The sequence below is a fragment of the Streptomyces sp. T028 genome (genome assembly GCF_048159505.1).
Classification (GTDB): Bacteria; Actinomycetota; Actinomycetes; order Streptomycetales; family Streptomycetaceae; genus Streptomyces.
The window spans coordinates 10,606-33,075 of sequence record NZ_JBLRVZ010000011.1; the positions used below are offsets into that span (position 1 = coordinate 10,606).

General features: G+C 72.8%; 16 protein-coding genes and 3 pseudogenes. 14 read left to right on the plus strand and 5 right to left on the minus strand.

Annotated elements, in window-relative coordinates; translation table 11 throughout:
* Positions 1 to 25 precede the first annotated feature (25 nt).
* The gene (locus tag ACLZN2_RS11380; RefSeq protein ID WP_416978268.1) at positions 26 to 676 is read right to left on the minus strand and encodes a ScbR family autoregulator-binding transcription factor; all 651 of its coding nucleotides are present in this window, start codon (positions 674 to 676) and stop codon (positions 26 to 28) included.
* A 215-nt stretch (positions 677 to 891) separates the two neighbouring features.
* Here ACLZN2_RS11380 and ACLZN2_RS11385 point away from each other — a divergent pair, with 215 nt between their 5' ends.
* From ACLZN2_RS11385 to ACLZN2_RS11425, 9 genes and pseudogenes are all read left to right on the plus strand, one after another.
* Entirely contained in the window at positions 892 to 1,758 is an 867-nt protein-coding gene (locus tag ACLZN2_RS11385) for a ScbA/BarX family gamma-butyrolactone biosynthesis protein (protein ID WP_416978269.1), read from the plus strand.
* A gap of 71 nt (positions 1,759 to 1,829) precedes the next feature.
* Positions 1,830 to 2,477 carry a ScbR family autoregulator-binding transcription factor gene (locus tag ACLZN2_RS11390; protein ID WP_416978270.1) on the plus strand — a complete coding sequence of 216 codons (648 nt, stop codon included), beginning with the start codon at positions 1,830 to 1,832 and terminating at the stop codon, positions 2,475 to 2,477.
* Between the two features lie 234 nt (positions 2,478 to 2,711).
* Positions 2,712 to 2,831, plus strand: a pseudogene (locus tag ACLZN2_RS11395) (helix-turn-helix domain-containing protein); the annotation flags it as partial.
* Positions 2,832 to 2,886: 55 nt separating this feature from the next.
* Positions 2,887 to 3,132: pseudogene (locus ACLZN2_RS11400) on the plus strand (zinc ribbon domain-containing protein); the annotation flags it as partial.
* A 403-nt stretch (positions 3,133 to 3,535) separates the two neighbouring features.
* Positions 3,536 to 5,713, plus strand: a complete 2,178-nt coding sequence (gene cyc2, locus ACLZN2_RS11405; RefSeq protein ID WP_416978271.1) for a germacradienol/geosmin synthase Cyc2 — start codon at positions 3,536 to 3,538, stop codon at positions 5,711 to 5,713.
* Positions 5,714 to 5,830: 117 nt separating this feature from the next.
* Complete coding sequence (locus ACLZN2_RS11410) at positions 5,831 to 6,388, plus strand: PDZ domain-containing protein (RefSeq protein WP_416978272.1); 558 nt, start codon at positions 5,831 to 5,833, stop codon at positions 6,386 to 6,388.
* An 89-nt stretch (positions 6,389 to 6,477) separates the two neighbouring features.
* A pseudogene (locus ACLZN2_RS11415) lies at positions 6,478 to 7,096 on the plus strand (LysE family translocator).
* A 105-nt stretch (positions 7,097 to 7,201) separates the two neighbouring features.
* On the plus strand, positions 7,202 to 8,329 hold the full coding sequence (locus ACLZN2_RS11420) for a M24 family metallopeptidase (protein ID WP_416978273.1): 1,128 nt from the start codon (positions 7,202 to 7,204) through the stop codon (positions 8,327 to 8,329).
* Between the two features lie 62 nt (positions 8,330 to 8,391).
* Positions 8,392 to 9,327, plus strand: a complete 936-nt coding sequence (locus ACLZN2_RS11425; RefSeq protein ID WP_416978274.1) for an aminoglycoside phosphotransferase family protein — start codon at positions 8,392 to 8,394, stop codon at positions 9,325 to 9,327.
* A gap of 148 nt (positions 9,328 to 9,475) precedes the next feature.
* Here the strand turns inward: ACLZN2_RS11425 and treZ are convergent, their stop codons facing one another.
* On the minus strand, positions 9,476 to 11,221 hold the full coding sequence (treZ, locus tag ACLZN2_RS11430; RefSeq protein WP_416978275.1) for a malto-oligosyltrehalose trehalohydrolase: 1,746 nt from the start codon (positions 11,219 to 11,221) through the stop codon (positions 9,476 to 9,478).
* Positions 11,222 to 11,394: 173 nt separating this feature from the next.
* Between treZ and ACLZN2_RS11435 the strand changes: the two genes are divergently transcribed.
* The 3 genes from ACLZN2_RS11435 (at position 11,395) to ACLZN2_RS11445 (ending at position 13,941) form a co-directional block, all read left to right on the plus strand.
* Entirely contained in the window at positions 11,395 to 11,946 is a 552-nt protein-coding gene (locus ACLZN2_RS11435) for an FHA domain-containing protein (RefSeq protein ID WP_416978276.1), read from the plus strand.
* A 181-nt stretch (positions 11,947 to 12,127) separates the two neighbouring features.
* Positions 12,128 to 13,447: a M14 family zinc carboxypeptidase gene (locus ACLZN2_RS11440; protein ID WP_416978277.1), complete on the plus strand. Its 1,320-nt coding sequence runs from the start codon at positions 12,128 to 12,130 to the stop codon at positions 13,445 to 13,447.
* Positions 13,444 to 13,941 carry an SSI family serine proteinase inhibitor gene (locus ACLZN2_RS11445; RefSeq protein WP_416978278.1) on the plus strand — a complete coding sequence of 166 codons (498 nt, stop codon included), beginning with the start codon at positions 13,444 to 13,446 and terminating at the stop codon, positions 13,939 to 13,941. Before ACLZN2_RS11440 ends, ACLZN2_RS11445 begins: the two co-directional genes overlap by 4 nt.
* 40 nt (positions 13,942 to 13,981) lie before the next feature.
* Here the strand turns inward: ACLZN2_RS11445 and ACLZN2_RS11450 are convergent, their stop codons facing one another.
* The 3 genes from ACLZN2_RS11450 to glgX form a co-directional block, all read right to left on the minus strand.
* Positions 13,982 to 15,232, minus strand: a complete 1,251-nt coding sequence (locus ACLZN2_RS11450) for a M14 family zinc carboxypeptidase (RefSeq protein ID WP_416978442.1) — start codon at positions 15,230 to 15,232, stop codon at positions 13,982 to 13,984.
* Between the two features lie 288 nt (positions 15,233 to 15,520).
* A complete protein-coding gene (treY, locus tag ACLZN2_RS11455) occupies positions 15,521 to 17,863 on the minus strand; it encodes a malto-oligosyltrehalose synthase (protein ID WP_416978279.1) in 2,343 nt (780 codons plus the stop codon).
* A gap of 75 nt (positions 17,864 to 17,938) precedes the next feature.
* Entirely contained in the window at positions 17,939 to 20,047 is a 2,109-nt protein-coding gene (gene glgX / locus ACLZN2_RS11460; protein WP_416978280.1) for a glycogen debranching protein GlgX, read from the minus strand.
* A gap of 192 nt (positions 20,048 to 20,239) precedes the next feature.
* Here glgX and ACLZN2_RS11465 point away from each other — a divergent pair, with 192 nt between their 5' ends.
* Together ACLZN2_RS11465 and ACLZN2_RS11470 are read left to right on the plus strand one after the other, a co-directional pair.
* Entirely contained in the window at positions 20,240 to 21,052 is an 813-nt protein-coding gene (locus tag ACLZN2_RS11465) for a Tat pathway signal sequence domain protein (protein WP_416978281.1), read from the plus strand.
* 59 nt (positions 21,053 to 21,111) lie between these two features.
* On the plus strand, positions 21,112 to 22,431 hold the full coding sequence (locus ACLZN2_RS11470) for a copper amine oxidase (RefSeq protein WP_416978282.1): 1,320 nt from the start codon (positions 21,112 to 21,114) through the stop codon (positions 22,429 to 22,431).
* Positions 22,432 to 22,470 lie beyond the last annotated feature (39 nt).

Below are 22,470 nucleotides of genomic sequence, written 5' to 3' on the forward strand. Positions count from 1 at the left end.
CCCGCCGCGCTGTTCCCGTACGCCGTCAGGACGCCGCCCGCTCCTCCAGCGAGGCCAGTACCCGCTCGCCCCGGTCGGCCCGGGTGTCCAGGCGCGGCAGCAGACCGGGCACCGCGATGCTCGGCAGCATGTGCGCCCACATCACCGACAGCCGGTCGGCGAGATCCGCGCGGCCGGTGAGCGCCCGCGACATCAGCTGGATGCCGGTGAAGGAACCCACCAGCAGCTCCACGGTCTCCCGGGGCTTCACCGTCGGCAGCAACTCGCCCCGCTCGCGGGCCAGTTCCAGCAGGGAGGTGAGCCGCTGCGCCCACTGCCGGAACGGCTCGCCGTGATCGATGCCGGACGGCGTCTCCTGGTCCACCGCCAGCCGCACACTGCCCCGCAACAGCGCGTTGCTCAGCAGCCGTTGACCCACCACGAAGGTCATGTCGACGATCTCCTGCAGCTTGCAGGACTGCGGCGGCACCGCGCCGAACGGCACCTGCTCGTTCAGGACGGCCTGGGCGAGTGATTCCTTCGACGCGAAGTGGAAGTACAGGGCGCCCTTGGTGACTTCGGCGCGCTCCAGGACCATGGCGATGGTGGTGGACATGTAGCCGTGCTCGTCGAAGACCGCGCCGGCCGCCTCCACGATCGCCCTGCGCGTCCGGATGGCGCGCTCCTGTTTCGCCATAAGAGCCCCTTCACGGCACGGAGTTGGCCGGAACCCGCGATCTCCCGCGGTCCGCCCCGATCATAGGATGCCGTCGACTGATCTCATTGAAAACAAACCGGTCGCCTCGTACTCTAACGCTTACCGGAGCGGACGGTTTCGCCGTCTGCCATGGCCTTCGGGGGACCGTAGGGAGAGACATGACTCGACCGCGGCAGCTTGCCGACGCTCCGTCCTTGACCGCAACCGTGCCTCGGCAACTCGTGCACCGCGCGGCCCTGTCGGAGACCCTGCTGACCGGCTGGCGGCGTACCGGGGACGACCGGTTCTCGGTCTCCGCCCAGTGGCCACGGGCCCATGGGTTACACGTGTCGCCCGACTGGTCCGCTTATGACCCGCTGCTCGTCGTCGAGACGGTCCGGCAGGCCGGCACCCTGATCACGCATGCCGAGTACGACGTTCCCCTGGATCACCAGTTCGTCATGCAGGAGTTCCAAGTCGCCACAGTGGCAGGGCGGTTGGCTGTGGGCCCGCTGCCGGCGGAACCCGAGGTGGAGCTGGTCTTCACCGAGGTCCAGTACCGCGGCCGGCGCCCCGCCGGGGCCCGGTACACCGCCCTCGTACGGCGCGAGGGCGAACCGGTGGCCACGGCGGACGTCGCCTTCACCGTCGTCGGCGGGCCCGTCTACCGCCGGCTGCGCGGCGGGCGCACCCCCGAGTCGGTGACCGCGGCACCCCCGCCGGACGGTCTCGCGCCGGCCGACGTGAACCGCGCGCTGCCCACCGACGTGGTCCTCGCCCCCGCCGACGGAACCGACCGCTGGCAGCTGCGGGTAGATACCGCACACCCCGTTTTCTTTGACCATCCACTGGACCACGTTCCCGGCATGCTGCTCCTGGAGGCGGCCCGCCAGGCAGCCCGGCTGCTCAGAGCCGACGACCAGTCGCCCGTGGCGTACCACGCGCACTTCCAGCGGTACGCCGAGCTGGACGAACCCATCTGGATCGAGGCCAAGGGAGGTCATGGGACCGACGTGCAAGTCGTCGGAACCCAAGGGGAGTCGACGGTCTTCGAGTGCCTGGTGGGTACCGCCGCACGGTGAGCTATTGTGTACTGGGGGTAAGAAACAAACGGCATGACCCGTTCTTTACCGGCCCAGGAGAGTGCCAGTCGATGGCGAGGCAGTTACGCGCCGAACAGACCCGCGCGACGATCATCACGGCCGCTGCCGACCTGTTCGACCGGCACGGCTACGAATCGACGAGCCTGAGCGAGATCGTCGAGCACGCCCATGTCACCAAGGGAGCGCTCTACTTCCACTTCGCGGCCAAGGAGGATCTCGCCCACGCCATCATGGAGTTGCAGTCCCAGGCCTCACGCCGGGTCGCCGTCGAGATCGACGACCGGGGCTATCCGGCACTCGAAGCGCTGATGCGCCTCACGTTCGGCCTCGCGCGGCTTTCGGTCGAGGGCCCGATCGCCCGCGCGGGGCTCCGGCTCGCCACCGGGGGAGTCCCGGTGAAGCCACCCCTGCGGCATCCGTTCACGGAGTGGCTGGAGCTGATGACCCGTCGGCTCGTGGGCGCGATGAAGGAGTCCGACATCCATCCGGACGTCGACATCGACGCCGTCGCCCACTCCCTGGTCTGCTTCTTCGTGGGCACCCGGGTCGTGGGCCGCTCCCGCGAGCCGGCGGCCCGGCTGCCGCGCCGTATGGCCGAGATGTGGTTCGTCCTCATCCGCGGCCTCGTCCCGGTGCCCCGCCGCCCGCGCTATCTCAGCCTGGCGGCGCGCCTGGAGCGGGAGATCATGGTGGGCTGACCGGAGCGGCGGGACACGGGGGCGTTCACACGCTGACGAATACCCGACCCGCGCCCACCACGGGCGCTACCGGGATTCATTCGCGGTTCTCCGGCCTTCAGGCCGGGGGTGAGGCGAATCTGACGGTGGCGTCGCGGTGGCGTTCCGGCGGAGCCGGACCCTGCTCGTGACGGTGACGAGTCGCTCACATGTTCCCGGTGACGACGTGGGTTCGACTTGCCTGCTGTGATCGCCATGCAGCTCAGGTACGCCTTCAGGTTGTACCCCGATGCCGCCCAGCGGGCCGCGCTGGCCAGGGCGTTCGGGTGCGCCCGCGTCGTGTTCAACGACGCGGTCCGCGCCCGTGAGGACGCCCGTAAGGCCGGGCGGCCGTTCCCGACGGCCGGTCAGCTGTCCACGCGCCTGATCACCGACCTCCCAGACCTGCTCCACCTGCGGCGCCGTGGACGGACCCAAACCCCTCGACGTCCGGGAATGGACCTGTACCGCCTGCGGCGCGGTCCACGACCGGGACCACAATGCCGCGATCAACGTCAAACAGGCCGCCGGACTGGCGGTACCGGCCTGCGGAGCGCCGGTAAGACCAGGAGAGATCCCGGCACAGCGCGAAGAAACAGGAAGCCATGGATTCCCGACCGGACCCCGTGCCGCGTAGCGGCTCAGCGACCAGTCAGGGAAGGCCAGAATCCTCGCCCTTCAGGGCGAGGAGCATGTCAAGGTGAGCCGTATGCCCGACACCGAACCGTCCCGCCGCCCGTCATCGTCGGCGACGAGCCCGGTTCCTTCGCGCACGGCGTCCTGGCCGAGCGGCACCCGGCGATCATCCGGCAGGTACGGGACGCCTTCCCCTACGACCCCGCCGTTCGCGGCGCCCTGGACGCGACTCTGGAGAGCTGCCTGAAGGGCGTGATCGAACCGCTCCCCGCCGACGCCCACGAAGGGCGCGTGTGGGGGAACCGGGGGATCTCGCGGGCGGCCTTGCGCGTCCGGTTCACGCGATGGTGTGATCATGTGCCGCCGTACGGATGCCTCCCGGGCCCCCGGGTAGGGCCCCGGTCATGACGCAGCCGTTCGAACTCCCGCACTTCTACATGCCGCACCCCGCCCGGCTGAACCCGCATGTCGAGGAGGCACGCGCCCACTCGACGCGCTGGGCGCGCGACATGGGCATGCTGGAGGGGTCCGGGATCTGGGAGCAGGCCGACCTGGAGGCGCACGACTACGGCCTGCTCTGCGCCTACACCCACCCCGACTGCGACGGCACCGCGCTGTCGCTGATCACGGACTGGTACGTGTGGGTGTTCTTCTTCGACGACCACTTCCTCGACATGTTCAAGCGCATCCCGGACCGCGCCGCCGGCAAGGCCCATCTGGAGCGGCTCCCGCTGTTCATGCCGCTGGACCCGGCCGCGCCCGTACCCGAGCCGCGCAACCCGGTCGAGGCGGGGCTGAAGGACCTGTGGGAGCGCACCGTGCCCGCCATGTCGCAGGACTGGCTGCGCCGCTTCGCCGTGGCCACGGAACATCTCCTCAACGAGTCGATGTGGGAGCTGTCCAACATCGACGAGGGGCGGATCGCGAACCCCGTCGAGTACATCGAGATGCGGCGCAAGGTGGGCGGCGCCCCCTGGTCGGCCGGGCTCGTGGAGTACGCCACCGCCGAGGTCCCCGCGTCCGTGGCCGGCTCCAGGCCGCTGCGTGTGCTGATGGAGACCTTCTCCGACGCCGTCCACCTGCGCAACGACCTGTTCTCCTACCAGCGCGAGGTCGAGGACGAGGGGGAGAACAGCAACGGCGTGCTCGTCCTGGAGACCTTCTTCGGCTGCACCACCCAGGAGGCAGCCGACACCGTCAACGACATCCTCACCTCCCGTCTCCACCAGTTCGAGCACACCGCGTTCACCGAGGTGCCCGCCCTCGCCCTGGAGAAGGGTCTCGGTCCCGACGAGGTAGCCGCCGTCGCCGCGTACACCAAGGGCCTGCAGGACTGGCAGTCCGGCGGCCACGAGTGGCACCTGCGCTCCAGCCGCTACATGAACCAGGGCGCCGTCTCCGTCGCCCCCTGGCAGCGGCTGACCGGCCCGGGCACCACCGCCGCCGACGTCGTGGCGCTTCTCGCCTCGGCCGCCTCGGAACGCTTGCGCGCCTACGCGCACGTGCCGTTCCAGAAGGTCGGCCCGTCGCTGCTGCCCGACTTCCACATGCCCTACCAGGTCGAACTCAGCCCCCATCTGGCGGCGGCCCGCCCCCGCCTGACCGCGTGGATGCACGGCACGGGCATGCTGGCGGAGGGCGTCTGGGACGAGGACAAGCTCGACGCCTACGACCTCCCGCTGTGCTCGGCCGGCCTCGATCCGGACGCCACCCCCGAGGCCCTCGACCTCAGCGCCCAGTGGCTCGCCTGGGGCACCTACGCCGACGACTACTACCCCCTGGTCTTCGGTCGCCGCCACGACCTGGCCGGCGCCCGCCTGACCACCGCCCGCCTGTCGGCCTGCATGCCCCTCGACGACGAGCCGGTACCCGTCGTCCCCGTCAACGGCATGGAACGCGGCCTGATCGACCTGTGGGCCCGCACGACCGCCGGTCTGACCCCCGACGAGCGGCGTCCCCTGCGCGCCGCCGTCGACAAGATGACCGAGAGCTGGCTGTGGGAGCTGTCCAACCATGTCCAGAACCGCGTCCCCGACCCGGTCGACTATCTGGAGATGCGCCGCGCCACCTTCGGCTCCGACCTCACCCTGAGCATGTGCCGCATGGGCCAGGGCCCCGCGATCCCGCCCGAGATCCACCGCACCGGCCCGGTCCAGGCCCTGGAGAACGCCGCCATCGACCACGGCTGTCTCACCAACGACGTCTTCTCGTACCAGAAGGAGATCGAGTACGAGGGCGAGATGCACAACGCGATCCTCGTCGTGCAGAACTTCTTCGGCTGCGACTACCCGACCGCGCTCGGCATCGTCCACGACCTGATGACCCAGCGGATGCGCCAGTTCGAACACATCGTCGCGCACGAACTGCCCGTCCTGTACGACGACTTCCAGCTGTCCGCCGAGGCGCGGGCCGCGATGGGGAACTACGTGGCCGACCTGCGGAACTGGATGGCCGGCGTGCTGCACTGGCATCGCGAGGTCGACCGCTACAAGCCCGCCCACCTCGCCCGCCGAGCCCACGGCTTCCTCCCGGACCGCGCCCCCGCTGTGCCCGTCCCCCACACGGCGGGCCACACCGGCTGACCTCGCCGCTGTGGGCAGTCGTTCCGCCCGTACCGCTGCTGCCCCTGAGCCAGTCTCACTCGTTCGTGGTACGTCGGGCGCCGGTGCCCCGGGTAGGGCACCAGGCGGAGGCGATCCATGGAACAGACCGCGTTGCGTCCCAAGCCCCTGCCCGGCCAGGACCCCGGCGGCGGCGCCGAGAGGGGCGGCCGGGCCCGGCACCCGCACGCCGCCCTCCGAGGCGGCCGGCTGACGGCCCCGTTGCTCGTCCTGCTCGCCGGAGCGCTACTCCTGCTCTCCGGCGTGGGGCTGGGCACGGTCGGGGCGACCGCGATCGGGATGAGCGGACTGACGGAGTTCCAGCGGAAGACGGGACGGGCCCTGGCCGAGCCCGCGCGTCCGGGCTCCGCCGCGTCGTCGCCCCGGTCCGCCCGCGCCACCCTGGGCGTGGAGGCCGTGGACGCGGAGCGGGCGGGCGCCCGGATCGTCGCCGTCCACGTGCCAGGGCCCGGGTACACCGCGGGGCTGGTGCGAGGAGACGTCCTGCTGGCGTTCGGCGGGACGCGGATCGACTCGGCGACGGACCTGGCCCGCGCGGTCGGAGAGACCCGCCCCGGTCGCCAGGTCACTCTGACGATCCGTCATGAGAGCGGCGTCCACCATCAGTTGGTCGTCGTTCCCGGTGTGGTCGTGTGAGCTCACCCGGCCGGAAGGCGTGGCGCGGCGGACCGGCCCCCGTCGAGCGCCACTGGTCACGGCAGCCCCCGGAGGGCGACCATGAGCCCATGCCCAGCACCCTCCTCGCCTTCCTCGGCGCCTGCACGCTCGTCGCCGCCTCACCCGGACCCAGCACCGTGCTGATCATCAAGGAGTCGCTGCGCAGCCGCCGCGCCGGCTTTCTGACCTGACCGCCCTGCTGGCGGCCTCCCAGGTGGCGTACGACGTGATGCGCGTCGTCGGCGCGATCGTGCTGGTCTGGTTCGGCGTCCAGGCGCTGCGGCAGGCGCGCCGCATGAAGCGGGACGGTGACGACGGTGCCGGTGCCGGTGCCACGGACTGGGACACCGGGGAACGGAGCGGCCGGGCGTCCTACCGGGCCGGGCTGCTGCTGAACCTCGCCAACCCCAAGGCGGCCGTCTTCGCCCTGTCCTTCCTGCCGCAGTTCGTCCCCGAGGGCGCCCCGCACCTGCCCATGGGGGCACCTCCCACGCCCTTAAGGCAGTGGGGGAGGTGGGCCTCGCCGCCCTGTGGGCCGTCTACGAGGTCGGCTACTACGGCCTCTACGTCTGGTTCGTCGGCCGGATGAAGGCCGTGCTGTCCCGGGCCGGGGTGCGCCGCCGCCTGGAGCAGGTCTCCGGCGGCGTGCTGCTGCTCCTGGGTGTCCGTATGGCGCTGGAGGGCTGAGCGGGCCCGACGCGCCCGCGTGCGCCGCGCGAACCGGCTCGCGCGGCCCCCGCTGTCCGGGCAGGATACTGCCCGTAGTCATCGTCACCACCGAGGGAGACCCGGATGACCGGCACCGCGTACGCGCCCTTCACCGCCGACGACTACCGGGCCCGTATGGAACGCGCGGCGCGCGACGCCGCCGACGCCGGACTCGCCGGGCTGCTCGTGGCACCGGGACCCGACCTCGTCTGGCTCACCGGGTACGCACCCCCCGCCGCCACCGAACGGCTCACCCTGCTCGCCCTGGCCCCCGGCCACGACCCCGTCCTCGTCGTCCCCACCCTGGAGGCCCCGGACGCCGCGAAGGCGGCCGGCGCCTCCGCGCTCACCCTGCGGGACTGGACCGACGGCAAGGACCCCTACGCCGTCACCGCCGCCCTCCTCGACCCGCGCGGACGGTTCGGCGTCAGCGACAACGCCTGGGCGATGCACCTGCTGGGCCTGCAACGGGCCCTGCCCGGCACCTCCTACGCCGCCCTCACCGACGTCCTGCCGATGCTGCGGGCCGTCAAGGACACGGCCGAGCTGGAGCTGATGGCCGCCGCGGGCGCCGCCGCCGACCGGGCGTTCGAGGAGATCCGCACCATGCCCTTCGCCGGGCGCCGCGAGTCCGACGTCGGCGCCGACCTCGCCGAGCTGCTGCGCCGGTTCGGGCACTCCCAGGTCGACTTCACCATTGTCGCCTCCGGCCCCAACGGCGCCAACCCGCACCACGAGGTCGGCGACCGGGTCATCGAACGCGGCGACATGGTCGTCCTCGACTTCGGCGGCCTCAAGGACGGCTACGGCTCCGACACCTCCCGCACCGTCCACGTCGGCGAACCCACCGACGAGGAACGCCGGGTCCACGACCTCGTCCGCGAGGCCCAGGAGGCCGGTTTCCGCGCCGTACGCCCCGGTGTCGCCTGCCAGGAGGTCGACCGGGCCGCCCGCGCGGTCATCGCCGACGCCGGGTACGGCGCGTACTTCATCCACCGCACCGGCCACGGCATCGGCGTCACCACCCACGAGCCGCCGTACATGATCGAGGGCGAGGAACAGGCCCTCGTGCCCGGCATGTGCTTCTCCGTGGAGCCCGGCGTGTACCTGCCCGGCCGGTTCGGGGTACGCATCGAGGACATCGTCACCGTCACCGAGGACGGCGGCCGCCGCCTCAACGACACCACCCGCGAGCTGGTCGTCGTCGACTGAGCCCGCCCCACCAGCCCACCCCTCAGGAGTCCGGCACCCACCCGAACGGCAACGGCGCGATCATGACCCAGGCACCGACACCCACCGCGGACACCGTCCGCCGACTGGTCCGCGCGCTCCTCAAGGAGGGCGGCCCAGGCGGACCGGGACCCCAGGTGAGGCCCGTCGCCGAGGAGGGCGGGCACTGGACCTGGTGGGTCGGCACCCGGCATGTGCTGCGGCTCGCCCCCGACCACGACGCCACCGTCCGCCGGCGCCGCGAACTGCGGCTGCGGGACCTCGTCCGCCCGCACGTGCCCGTCGCCGTGCCGACCAGCGTCGCGCACGGCGAGTGGTCCCCGGGGCTCACCTACACCCTGGACACCAAGGTGCCCGGCGGCACCGCCGAGGAGCACGACGTGTCCGCCGTCGGCGAGGCCGACCTCGCGGGCCTCCTCGGCGGACTGCGCGAGGTACCGCCCCGGCAGGCCGAGACGCTCGGCGTGCCCCGCACCGCCCCGCGCTCCCTGGAGGCGCTGCGCCGCATGGCCGTGGCCGCCGCCGACACCCTCGCCCGCGCCGACGAGTTCGACCCCGGGCGCCTGCACCAGCTCACCCAGGCCGGCGCCGCCCAGCTCGCCGCGCAGCCCGCCACCGCCGTGCTCGTCCACCACCGGCTGCGCGGCGAGCACCTCGTGGTCAGCGCCGACGGCCGGGTACGCGGCGTCCTCCACTGGACGGACGCGGTGATCGGCGACCCCGCCGAGGACATCGCCGGACTCGCCCTCGCTGTCGGCTCCGGCGCCGCCGTCCGCGCCGCCACCCTCGCCGGCTACGGCGCCCGCCCCTGCCTGCGCGGCCTCTGGCTCGCCCGCTGCGACAGCGTCAGCCGTCTCGCCGACCGCCTGAACGGCCACGGCACGACCCCGCTCCCCGTCCTGCACACCCACCTCCGCCACGCCTGGGAGCCGATCCTGCTGGAACGCGTGACGGACCTCCGGGAGGACGAGGAGGGGTAGGGCAAATGCGCCTGGGCGGCTGAGCGACGGCCGGCACTGCGCCCCCAAGGGGCGCGGGGAACTGCGCGACCGGCCACGACGAACCCGCACTCGGCAGACGACAGGATCCGCCCCCCCGGGATGCCGCTCGCCCGACACCGGGAAACGCTCACTCCTGCAACAGCACCACGCACGACTCCCCAGGCACCTGAAGCAGCCCGTCCGCCCCCGGGACGGAAACCGGCTCCCACGCGGCGAGGACGCGGGCCGGGCGGGGCCCGAGCGGAATCGCCGCCGGGTTCTTGCCGAGGTTCACCGCCACACGCACGTCCCCCCGCCGGAAGGCGAGCCACCGTGCCCGGGCGTCATGGGCGACCTTGATGTCGGCGAGGTCGGGGTCGGTGAGGTCCGGCTGCGCGTGCCGCAGCGCGATCAGCTCGCGGTACCAGGCCAGCACGCGCGCGTGAGGGTCACGCTCCGGCTCCGCCCAGTCCAGGCAGGAGCGGTCCCGGGTCGCCGGCTCCTGCGGGTCCGGTACGTCCGCCTCGGCCCAGCCGTGCGCCGCGAACTCCCGCCGCCTGCCCCGCCGTACGGCTTCGGCGAGCTCGGGATCGGTGTGGTCGGTGAAGTACTGCCAGGGCGTGCCCGCCGCCCACTCCTCGCCCATGAACAGCATCGGCGTGAACGGCGCGGTCAGCGTCAGCGCCGCGGCGCAGGCGAGCAGCCCGGGGGAGAGCGCCGCCCCGAGCCGGTCGCCCTGCGCCCGGTTGCCGACCTGGTCGTGGGTCTGGGAGTAGCCCAGCAGCCGGTGCGCGGGGACGCGGGCGCGGTCCAGCGGGCGCCCGTGGCGCCGCTCCCGGAAGCCGGAGTACCCGCCGTCGTGGAAGTACCCGCCGGTGAGGGTCTTGGTGAGCGCCGCGAACGGATCGCGCGCGAAGTCGGCGTAGTAGCCCTGGGACTCCCCGGTGAGCGCGGTGTGCAGGGCGTGGTGGAAGTCGTCGTTCCACTGGGCGTGCAGCCCGAGGCCGCCCTGGCGGCGGGGCGTGATCAGCCGGGGGTCGTTGAGGTCGGACTCGGCGATCAGGAACAGCGGCCGGCCAGTGTCGGCGGCGAGCGCGTCCACCGCCGTCGACAGCTCCTCCAGGAAGTGGCACGCGCGCGTGTCGGCGAGCGCGTGCACCGCGTCCAGCCGCAGCCCGTCGATCCGGTAGTCCCGCAGCCAGGCCAGCGCACTGCCCAGCAGGTACGCCCGCACCTCGTCCGAGCCGGGCGCGTCCAGGTTGACGGCCGCGCCCCAGGGCGTGTGATGGCGTTCGGTGAAGTACGGGGCGAACTCGGGCAGGTAATTGCCCGACGGGCCCAGGTGGTTGTGCACGACGTCCAGGACGACGCCGAGCCCCAGTCCGTGCGCCCGGTCGACGAACCGCTTCAGTGCCTCGGGACCGCCGTACGGCTCGTGCACCGCCCACGGCGAGACCCCGTCGTACCCCCAGCCGTGCCGGCCCGGGAACGGGCACAGCGGCATCAACTCGACGTGGGTGACGCCCAGTTCGGCCAGATGGCCGAGACGCCCGGCGGCCGCGTCCAGGGTGCCGTCGGCGGTGAACGTGCCCACGTGCAGCTCGTACAGGACCGCGCCCGGCAGCGGTCGCCCGGACCACTCCACGCGCCACGCGTACCGGTCCTGGTCGACGACCGCGCTCAGCCCGTCCGGCCCGTCCGGCTGACGGCGCGAGCGCGGGTCCGGACGCACCGGACCGTCGTCCACCGCGAAGCCGTACCGCGTACCGTCGACGGCCTCGGCCTCGCCCGTCCACCAGCCGGCCCGCTCCGGATCGGGCCGGAGCGCGCGTGTGACGCCGTCGCACTCCAGCGTCACCCGGCCGGCCTGTGGTGCCCACACCTCGAACTGCACGGACGGTTCCCCTTACGTCTGCTCACCGTGATGTAGCCGGGTCCATCGTGCTCCAAACGGACCCCACCACCGAGGCAACACCCCCGGCGCGGCGGGTGTCTTCGGCCACGCGCGCGTGCGAGCGTTTCCCCGTTTCCTGGACACCCGGGGTTCACTGACCGACAATCACGAGCGTGACGTCGTCTTTTGAGGTGAACCCGTACCCCGCGCGGCTGTCCGACGCGGAGCGCGACAGGGCGCTGAAGGTGCTGCGTGACGGCGTCGCCATGGGCCGCCTGTCGCACGACACGTTCATCCGGCGCATGGAACTCGCGCTCGCCGCCCACCACTCCGACGAACTGGCGGCGCTCACCGCCGACCTGCCCAAGGAGAACCGCTTCGCGCGCGTGGTCTTCGGCTCCGTCGAGGCCCTCTCCGGGTTCACCGTGCGGCTGCGCCGGGCCTGGCAGGCCGAGCGGCTGCCCAAGCTGCTGCTGCCGCATCCGGGCACCGAACAGGCGCTGCGCATCGGCCGCGACCCCGTCAACGGGCTGCGGCTGACCCACGAGAGCGTCTCGCGGGTGCACGCCGAACTCACCCGGCAGGGCGGCATGTGGGTGCTGCGCGACCTCGGCTCCACCAACGGCACCACCGTCAACGGCCGCCGGGTCATCGGCGCGGCCGTCGTCCGCGAGGGCGACCAGGTCTCCTTCGGGAAGGTGGCGTTCCGCCTCTCCGTCAACTGAACCGCGCCGCCGCCGGGCGACCGGGCGGGGCGGCTCGACCGTCTTGCCCAAGTAAGGGCGGATACGGTGGTGTTGACGTACCCCCACACCATGACACAGGGTGCGTACACCGGATACGCCCGGTGAAGCGACGGCGCCGTCATGGAGGTGTGCCCTGCCGCCACTCCTCCGCTACCCGACCGTGGACGAGCTCGCGGCCCGTGCCGCCGCGCTCGCCGCCCGCCGCCCCCGGGACGCCAGGCTCCGCCGCGTCGGCGTCTCCCGCGCGGGCACCCCGCTGTGGCTGCTCTCCGTCGGCCGGGGCGCCCGCCAGGCCCTCGTCGTCGCCGGACCGCACGCCAACGAGCCCGTCGGCGGCGCCACCGTCCTCAGACTGGCCGAACGCGCCCTCGCCGACCCCCGGCTCACCGAGGGCGCCGACGCCACCTGGAACCTGCTGCTCTGCCTCGACCCCGACGGCCTGCGCCGCAACGAGGGCTGGCTGACCGGCCCCTACAGCCTCGGCCGCTACTTCCGGCACTTCTTCCGGCCCGGCTTCCTCGAACAGCCCGAGTGGCTGCCCGACGGGGCGGCCGCCGCCGCACTCCCGGAGACCCGCGCGCTGCTCCGCCTCCAGGACGAACTGAAACCTTTCTTCCAGTGCTCGCTGCACGGCGTCGACGTCGGCGGCGGCTTCGTCGAACTCACCCGCGACCTGCCCGGCATCGACCGGCGCATGGCCCACGCCGCCGCCCGCCTCGGCATCCCGCGTGAACTCGGCGCCTACGACACCCTGTACTGGCCCGGCCTGGGACCCGCCGTCTACCGGATCCCGCCGCCGCACCCGCGCGACCTGGCCGCCGCCATCACCGAGGCCGCCGTCGAGTCCACCTGGTACCACCCGCACCGGCACGGCACGGTCACCGCGGTCGTCGAGGCGCCCATGTGGGGCGTGGCCGCCGTGGAGGACGGCTCCCCGCCCGCCGACCGGGACGCGGCGCTGCGGGCCGTGAGCGGCGACCTGCGCCACGACTCACGCGTGCTGGAGGACATCCTCGCCCGGGTGCGGCCCCGGCTCGCCGGGACCACCGAGGCGGACCGGCTGCTCGCGCCCGTCGACGACTACCTGCTGGTCTGCCCCGGGCTCGCCGACGCCTGGGACCCCGACACCGCCGACCCCGGGCACCCCCTTCCGCCGCTGAGCACCGCCCATCTGACCGCACTGCGCATCGCGGGGCGGCGCATCGCCGTCCGCACGGCGGGCCTGCTGCACCAGCTCGTCAGGGGCGCGGACCACGACCCGGCCGGGGTGCTGCCGGAGCTGGACGCGCTCATCGACCGGTGGTGCGCCGCCTACCGGGACGACTGCCAGGCCCGCTGGATCCCCGTCGCCCGCCAGGTGGAGTACCAGGCGCGGGTCGTGCTCGCGGCGTTCGAACTGGCCGGTCGGCCCCGCCGGCCCACGCGTTCGGGTGAGCCGGACTGGGGAACCCAGGCCGCCGTGCCGATGCACCGGGAATGAGACACTCGCACCCCGCCCCGCACCCCCTTCCCCCGGCACCCGTGCGGCGCGCCCTGCTGCCGGCCGTGGCAGCCCTCCTCCTCGCCGCCGGTGCCGCTCCGGTACAGGCGGCTTCCCAGACCTCCCCGGCACCCCCGGCATCGCAGGCTCCCAAGCCCGGCAACTGGCTCCAGCTCTCGGTCACCCGGGACACCGCCCCCACCGCCGGCACCCGCGGCGCCCTGCTGCTGTGCGGCCCGCCCCAGGGCCACCGCCGCGCCGCCGAGGCCTGCGACCAGCTCACCGCGGTCAACGGCGACCTCCACGCCCTCCCGGCCGCCCGGGACACCGTCTGCACCCTCGTCTACGCGCCGGTGACGGCCCACGCGAGCGGACAGTGGAACGGGCGTCCCGTCGCGTACACCGAGACTTTCTCGAACGCCTGCGAGATGCAGGCCAGGACGGGCGCGGTGTTCGCCCTGGACGAGACCGAGACCGCGGCACCCGGGGCCTGACCCCGGCAGAGGGGGCGGCGTCACGGTACGCGCGTGTGCCCTACGCCGCCCTCTCGCGCGCGTGCAGGGCCGCCGCGACGACCGTACGGCTCTGGTGCTCGACCTGGTGCTCCAGCGGTACCCAGCGGGCGCCGAAGCGGACGGCGAACGCGTCGCTCCACACCTCGACGAGCTGTTCCAGCCGCGGGGCCGCGTGGTCGTCGCTCTCCTGCAGCACCCGCCACAGCATCGCCGCCGCCCTCAGGGGCAGCCGCCGGGCGAAGGCGTCCACGCTGCCGACGTACGCCATCGTCGTGTCCGCGGGCGGGGTGTGGGTCCAGTCCGCGGCCAGTCCCGGCACCAGCTCCAGCGCCCATCTCGCCGCCCGCAGCAGCGGCCCGTCCACGCCCTCCAGACGCGGCAGCGCCTCGGCGTGCACCCGCTCCACCTCCCGCGCGTCCCGCAGCAGCCGCGCCGCGAGACGCCGGATCGCCGCGGCCGGCGCGGGATGCGGAGCGGAGTCGTCCACCAGGTCGCTCGCCCACATCGGCACCTCCACCACCGCCGTCAGACCGCCGTAGCGATGCGCGTGGTACCAGGTACTGTTCCGGGCGTCGTCCGGCATGCTCGGGTACGCCGCCCCCGCGTCGGCGTCCGGCATCACCCGCACCCCCGGCCCGGACACCGGCCAGCCCGCCGCGTCCGAGGCGCCCGTCTCGACGGGGATGTGCAACTGCGCCGCCGACTTCGCGAACGGCTCGGCGAGCCCCGGGATGTCCTTCGTCAACTGCACCCAGCTGCCGCCCAGATCGGTGCCGTGCAGGGTCACCTGGAGGTAGGGCCGCAGCTCGTCGATGACCCGGGTCAGCGCGCGGGTCTCGGGTGGCAGCCGGTCGGGCGGCAGCACGGCGGGCGACCACTCCGGCTGCTCCGGGCCCGCGGGCCGGAAGAACCCGAGGTGGTACTCCAGCAGACTGCGCGGCGCGGGCGTGACGTGCAGACTCGCGCCGTCCGGGTCCGCGCACAGCAGGAAGTGCCAGGAGGTGTCACTGCGCAACTCCCGTTCGTGCAGCACCCGTTCGGCCAGGGCCAGCAGGGTGGGGCCGCCGGTGGGCTCGTTGGCGTGGGCACCCGCGACGACCAGCACGGCCCGCCGCGCGCGCCCCACGGACAGCAGCTGCAGCGGACGGCCCGCGCGGGAGAGCCCCACCTGCCGCAGGGCGCACAGACCGGGATGCCGCACGGTCAGTGCCCGGGCGCGGGACGTCAGTTCACTCACCGTCGGGTAGCGCAGCACCGGCAGGAGACTCACCCCCGTCATGTCCGACCGGCTTCGCTCTCCGCAGTACCCCACGGACTCCGTGAACTGTCAAGAACGCCCAGGGGAGCCTTCGGGGGCGCCCGGAAGGGCTGAGCGCTCGGCGGAAGCCCGGTGCGTCACCTGCGGGTCCGTCGTGGCTGGTCGTTCCCCCACTCTCGGCTTCTCCCCCCACTCTCGGCTTCGCTCGAGCGGGAGGGACCCCCATGAGCGGGGGGGGGACCCCCATCGCGGCGGAGCCGCATGTCGACAAGGCCCCGCGCCCCTTTGGGGCGCTGCAGTTCAGTCCGCGCGCTCCAGCAACGCCACCGGCAGCTCAGCGAAAAGGTCCGCCACGCGTGCGTGGCTCTCGAACTCCCGGCCCGGTGTCAGGACGTCGGCCCACCGCCCCGGCGGCAGCGGCAGCCGGGTCTCCCGCCAGCCGCCCGCCCGCGCCAGCCGCAGCGACAGCCGGGTCACGGCCGTGACCGTCCCGCCCGAGCGCGCGAACGCCAGGCAGTGCTCCGCGGCCGGCCCCTCGGCGGTCAACGGCTCGTACGTCGCCGCGGCCCCGAACGAGCCCGGCCGGCGCCGGCGCAGCCGCAGCGCGGCCCGGGTCACCGCCGCCTTGGGGCCGGGATCCTCGGGGGGGAACCGTACGGGACGCCGGTTGTCCGGGTCCACCAGGGCGCGGTAGTCGTCCTCCGTCCCCTGGTAGACGTCCGGCACGCCCGGCATCGTCAGATGCACCAAAGCCGTGCCGAGCACATTGGCCCGGATGTGCGGGTCCAGCGCGCGGCGCAGCTCCGCCACCCGCTCGCCGGGCGCCCCGCACGGGCCCACCGCGACGAACGCGGCCACCGCCTCCTCGTACGGCGGCTCCTGCTCGGTCCAGCTCGTGTACAGGCCCGCCTCGCGCACGTGCTTGAGCAGCGCCTCCTGGACGCGCTCGGGGGCCGCCGGGCCCAGTCCGAAGACCGTCTGCCAGGCGGCCCACGCGAGCTGACCGTCCGGCACCTCCGCCTCCGCGCGCGTGACCCGTTCCAGGACCTCCGCCCAGCGGTCCGGGCACTCGGTGAGCACGGCCAGCGCGGCCCGTACGTCGGCGCTGCGTTTGGTGTCGTGCGTCGAGACGGCCGTCCCGGTCGCCGGCCAGTCGCGCTGCACGCGCGCGCAGTACGCGTGGAACTCCGGCGGGGACACCCCGGGGCGGCCCGGCTCGCCGCCCACCTCGTTCGCCGCGAGCAGCGGGACGTACCGGTAGAACGCCGTGTCCTCCACGGCCTTGGCGCGCAGCGCGGACGCCGTCTGCGCGAAGCGGGCCCGGAACTCCGCGCGCAGCGGCCCCGCCCCGCCGAGCACCAGCGACCGCACCACGTCGACGGCGCCCGCCTCCTCCGCCACCGTGAACGCCCCCCGGGCCTCCTCGGCCGCCTTCTCGGTGACCACGGCGGCCGCGTCGCCCGAGGCGTACGGCCGGTACACCTCCAGCCGGACCAGCAGCTCCTCCAGGGCCGTGCGCAGCGCCCAGGGCGCCCGGTCGCGCAGGGCGGGATCCGGGGCGTCCGCGCAGATCCGGGAGGCGAGCCGGGTCAGCCGGTCCCGCTCGGCCGCCAGCTCGTGCGAGAGCACCCCGTACGCGGCCCGCCGCGCGGTCGCCGCCCAGTCGCCGCCGCGGTCGGTCTGCGGGGCCGCGAAGCGCCGGTACAGGTCCAGCAGCTCCCGGGCCCCCGCGGGATCGGTGAAGAGGCCGTCGACGCGGCGCAGGGCGTCGTAGCCGGTGGTGCCGGCGACGGGCCAGGAGTCCGGCAGCCGCTCCCCGTCCGCGAGGATCTTCTCCACGACCGTCCAGCGGCCGCCGGTGGCCTCGTGCAGCCGCTCCAGATAGCCGTCGGGGTCGGCGAGGCCGTCCGGGTGGTCGATCCGCAGCCCGTCGAGGACGCCCTCGTGCAGCAGCCGCAGGATCGTGCCGTGGGTGGCCTCGAAGACCTCCGGGTCCTCCACCCGCACCCCGATCAGCTCCGAGATGCTGAAGAACCGTCGGTAGTTCAGCTCGGTGCGGGCCAGCCGCCACCACACCGGCCGGTACCACTGGGCGTCCAGCAGGTGCGGCAGCGGCAGCTCGGCGGTGCCCTCCCGCAACGGCAGGACATGGTCGTAGTAGCGCAGCACCCCGCCGTCGACCCGCAGCCGCTCCAGCTCCGCGCCGACCGGGCCGCCGAGGACGGGGAGCAGCAGCCGGCCGCCGCCCGCCTCCCAGTCGATGTCGAACCAGCGCGCGTACGGCGACTCCGGGCCCTCCCGCAGCACCTCCCACAGGGCGCGGTTGTGGCGCGGCACCATCGCCATGTGGTTCGGCACGATGTCCACGACCAGCCCGAGCCCGTGCTCCCGCGCGGTGCCCGCCAGCGCCCGCAGCCCCTCCTCGCCGCCCAGTTCCGCACGCACGCGCGCGTGGTCCACCACGTCGTAGCCGTGCGGCGAGCCCGGTACGGCCTCCAGGACCGGCGAGAGATGCAGATGCGACACACCGAGCGAGGCCAGATACGGCACGGCCTCCGCCGCGGCCGCGAACGGGAACGCGGGCTGCAGCTGCAGCCGGTAGGTGGCCGTGGGTGTGACGGGGGCGGGGCGCGCAGAGGTCATGGAGACCTACGTACCCGCCCCGCCCGCTTTCCTGTCACCCGGGCTCACCGGGCTCACCGCGAACACCGCGCGGGCTCAGGCCGGCCGCTGCAGCACCGTCATGCTCCGGTCCACCAGGGTCAGCCGGTCGCCCGCCTGCACCTTGCGGCCCGCACCCTGCGCGACGGGCTCCGGGTCGGCGGTGTCCACGACCACCTGCCACTGCCGCCCGTGGTCGACGGGCACCACGAACTCCAGGGGCTTCGACGAGGCGTTGAACAGCAGCAGGAAGGAGTCGTCGGAGATCCGCTCCCCGCGCGGCCCCGGCTCAGAGATCGCGTTGCCGTTGAGGAACACCGACAGCGCCGACGCCTGCGCCCGCTCCCAGTCCCGCTGGGCCATCTCGCCGCCCTCCGGAGTGAACCAGGCGATGTCCGACAGCTCGTCGTGGGTGCCCTCCACGGGCCGCCCGTGGAAGAAGCGCCGCCGCCGGAACACGGGGTGCTCGCGGCGCAGCCGGGTGAGCGCGCGCGTGAAGTCCAGCAGCTCGCTGCCGCCCTCGGGCCAGTGCACCCACGCCAGCTCGCTGTCCTGGCAGTAGGCGTTGTTGTTGCCCTTCTGCGTACGCCCGAACTCGTCCCCGTGGCTGATCATCGGCACACCCTGGGACAGCAGCAGCGTGGCGACGAAGTTGCGCATCTGGCGGGCCCGCAGCCGCAGCACCTCCGGGTCGTCGCTCTCGCCCTCCGTCCCGCAGTTCCACGACCGGTTGTGGCTCTCGCCGTCCCGGTTGTCCTCCCCGTTGGCCAGGTTGTGCTTGTCGTTGTACGCCGTCAGGTCGTGCAGGGTGAACCCGTCGTGGCAGGTCACGAAGTTGATCGAGGCCAGCGGGCGGCGGCCGTCGTCCTGGTAGAGGTCGGAGGAGCCGGTCAGCCGGGAGGCGAACTCCGCGAGCGTGCGCTGCTCGCCCCGCCACAGATCGCGCACGGTGTCCCGGTACTTGCCGTTCCACTCCGTCCACAGCGGCGGGAAGTTGCCCACCTGGTAGCCGCCCTCGCCCACGTCCCACGGCTCCGCGATCAGCTTCACCTGGGAGACCACCGGGTCCTGCTGCACCAGGTCGAAGAACGACGACAGCCGGTCCACCTCGTGGAACTGCCGGGCGAGCGTCGCCGCGAGGTCGAAGCGGAAGCCGTCCACGTGCATCTCGGTCACCCAGTACCGCAGCGAGTCCATGATCATCTGCAGGACGTGCGGGGACCGCATGAGCAGCGAGTTCCCCGTGCCCGTCGTGTCCGTGTAGTAGCGGGCGTCCTCGGCCAGCCGGTAGTACTTCTGGTTGTCGATCCCGCGGAACGACAGCGTCGGGCCCAGATGGCTGCCCTCGGCGGTGTGGTTGTAGACCACGTCGAGGATCACCTCGATCCCCGCGTCGTGCAGCGCCCGCACCGCCGACTTGAACTCCAGCACCTGCTGGCCCCGGTCGCCCCAGGAGGCGTACGCGTTGTGCGGGGCGAAGAAACCGATCGTGTTGTAGCCCCAGTAGTTGTTCAGCCCCATGTCGACCAGCCGGTGGTCGTTGACGAACTGGTGCACCGGCATCAGCTCCAGCGCCGTCACCCCGAGCCCGGTCAGATGCTCGATCAGTGCCGGGTGCGCGAGGGCCGCGTAGGTGCCGCGCAGCTCCTCCGGCAGCCCCGGATGGAGCATCGTCAGACCCTTCACATGGGCCTCGTAGATCACCGTGCGGTGGTACTCGGTGCGCGGCGGCCGGTCGTCGCCCCAGTCGAAGTACGGGTTGACCACCACCGACGTCATCGTGTGCGGCGCGGAGTCGAGGTCGTTGCGCTTCTCGGGGGAACCGAAGGGGTAGCCGTACACCTCCTCGCCCCACCGGATCGCGCCCGCGACCGCCTTGGCGTACGGGTCCAGGAGCAGCTTCGCCGAGTTGCAGCGCAGCCCGCGCGCGGGGTCGTACGGACCGTGCACCCGGAAGCCGTAGCGCTGACCGGGCATCACGCCGGGCACGTACGCGTGCCGGACGAACGCGTCGCTCTCCCGCAGTTCCACCGCCGTCTCCGAGCCGTCGTCGTGCAGCAGACACAGCTCTACTCGGTCCGCGGCCTCCGTGAAGACCGCGAAGTTCGTGCCGGCGCCGTCGTACGTGGCACCGAGGGGGTACGCCTCTCCAGGCCAGACCTGCATGAACCGACTCTTTCAGGTGTGCCGCCGCCCCGGGGCGCCTTGCCGCCCGAGTCTCGCGGAAACTGATGGAACCGCCTTCGACTTACTGCCCTCTTACCTGTCGACCAGTGCATACGCCGGCACACGGCGTATGCCGCATTCAGTGGGGCAGAGACACGTACTCCCGGGCAACAGGGGGAGTAGGGGGCAATTGTGCGCACAACAGTGCGCCGCCACCTGGGCAAGGTGGTGGCGGGTACGGCCATCGCGGTGGCTTCGACAGCCGTGATGGTCGCGATCACCCTGCCGGGCACGGCGGGGGCGGACGACAAGACAGGCAGCGGGACCGGACAGAGCGCCGGGCAGGCGGCGGCCGCCGGGGAGGGCGGCTCGGTGCCGGCGGGCGTCGTCGAGGCCGCGCCCGACGAGGGCGAGAAGGGCAAGGGCGGCGACCCGCTCACGGACGACGAGATGGAGCGGGCCGAGCGCCTCGCGCTCAGCCGGCAGGCGTTCAACGCCGCACAGAACGTCGAGGGCGAGCGCGGCCCGCAGAGCCTCGGCGCGGAACTCGCCGCGCCCGACGCCGACGAGGTCGACGACCCGGACGCGCCCCGGCGTGCGGACGTGACGTTCTACGACTACAAGACCGACACGGTCGTCACAAAGACCGTCAACCTCGACACCGGCAAGGTCGAGAACACCGGCACCCAGCGCGGCGTCCAGCCGCCGCTGAGCCCCGCCGAGCAGAACGAGGCGGCCCGGGTCCTCATCGCCGACCCGCTCGGCGCCGGCCTGAAGGCCGACTACAAGGACGCCACCGGCAAGGAGCTCACCTCCCCGGACCAGCTGCAGCTGGCCAGCATGATCTACCACTCGGTCCCGGGCGCCCAGCCGGCCGCACTCGACAAGTGCGGCGAGCACCGCTGCGCACGACTGCTGCCGAAGGTGACGAACGGCCCCTGGATCGACGCCCGGTCCCTGGTGATCGACCTCAGCACCGGCAAGGTCACGAAGCTCGACGGCTGACACGGCCCCGCACGTCCACTTTTCCCACCCGCCATCTCCTGTCAGGGAGTCATGTCCTCATGCGCGTCACCAGAATGAGCCGTACCCAGAAGGGGGCGGCCTTCGGGCTGTCCCTGGCCGCGCTGGCCGCCGGCGCGACCGCCGGGGCCGGCCCCGCCGTCGCCCAGCCGAAGACCGCCCCCGCGGCGGCGGCCGCCGCCGACTGCAGCGCCGCCTACCGCATCGAACAGAAGCTCTCCACCGGCACCACCTGGCGCATGTGCTGGCGCTACGAGGCCAAGTCCGGGCTCGTCCTGGAGAAGGTCACCTACCAGCCGCCCGGCGAGACCAAGCCGATCCGCGTCCTGACCAGCGCCAAGATCGCCCAGATCCATGTGCCGTACGACGACGGCCAGGCCGAGTACCACGACGTCACCGACTACAACTTCGGCTCCGGGCTGGTCAATCTGGCCCCCGCGGAGTGCCCCGGCGGCACCATCAAGACCATCAAGGTCCCGCAGCCCGGTGAGCCCAGCACGAACGTCAAGGGCATGTGCACCACGACCCGCTCGCGCGGCCACGCCTACCGCATGCAGGCCGACAACAACAAGGTCTACCAGGCCCAGGGCAAGGACCTGCTGATCTACACGGTCAACAAGGTCGGCTGGTACGAGTACATGACCGAGTGGCGCTTCTCCGACGACGGCACGGTCAACATGAACGTCGGTGCCACCGGCAGCCTCTCGCCCTACGACTACGACGCCGGCGACGGCCGCGGCTGGCCCATAGGCAAGGGCGCCACTTCCTACGCCACCAGCCACAGCCACAACGTCTTCTGGCGGCTCGACTTCGGCCTCGACGGTTCCTCCGCCAACAAGATCGAGCAGTACGACTCGGTCGTCAGCGCACCCGCGAGCGGCCAGCAGGGCCCGACCGCCAAGACCACCCGCACCGCCGTCACCAAGGAACTCGCGGGCGACGCCAAGAACATGCGCTGGTGGCGCGTGGTCAGCAGCATCGGCAAGAACAAGGACGGGCACAAGCGCAGCTACGAACTCGTCCCCGGCGCCACCACCAAGTACCCCGGACGCAGCTTCACCAAGCACGACGTCTACTTCACCGAGTACAACAAGTGCGAGATGTACGCCACCAACAACCCCCTCAACTGCGGTACGGGACACCCGAAGACCGTCGACAAGTGGGTGAACGGGCAGACCCTCAAGCACCCCGTGGCCTGGGTGAACGTGGGCTTCCACCACGTCGCCCGCGACGAGGACCAGCAGCCCATGCCGGTCCACTGGCAGGGCTTCGCCATCGCCCCCAGGGACGTCACGGCCATGAATCCGCTCACGCCGTCCGCGCTCAAGGGTGAGAACGGCGACCCGTTCCCCGGCAGTTGAGAAACGACCTGCCCATCCGGCTGCACCGCCGACCGCTCC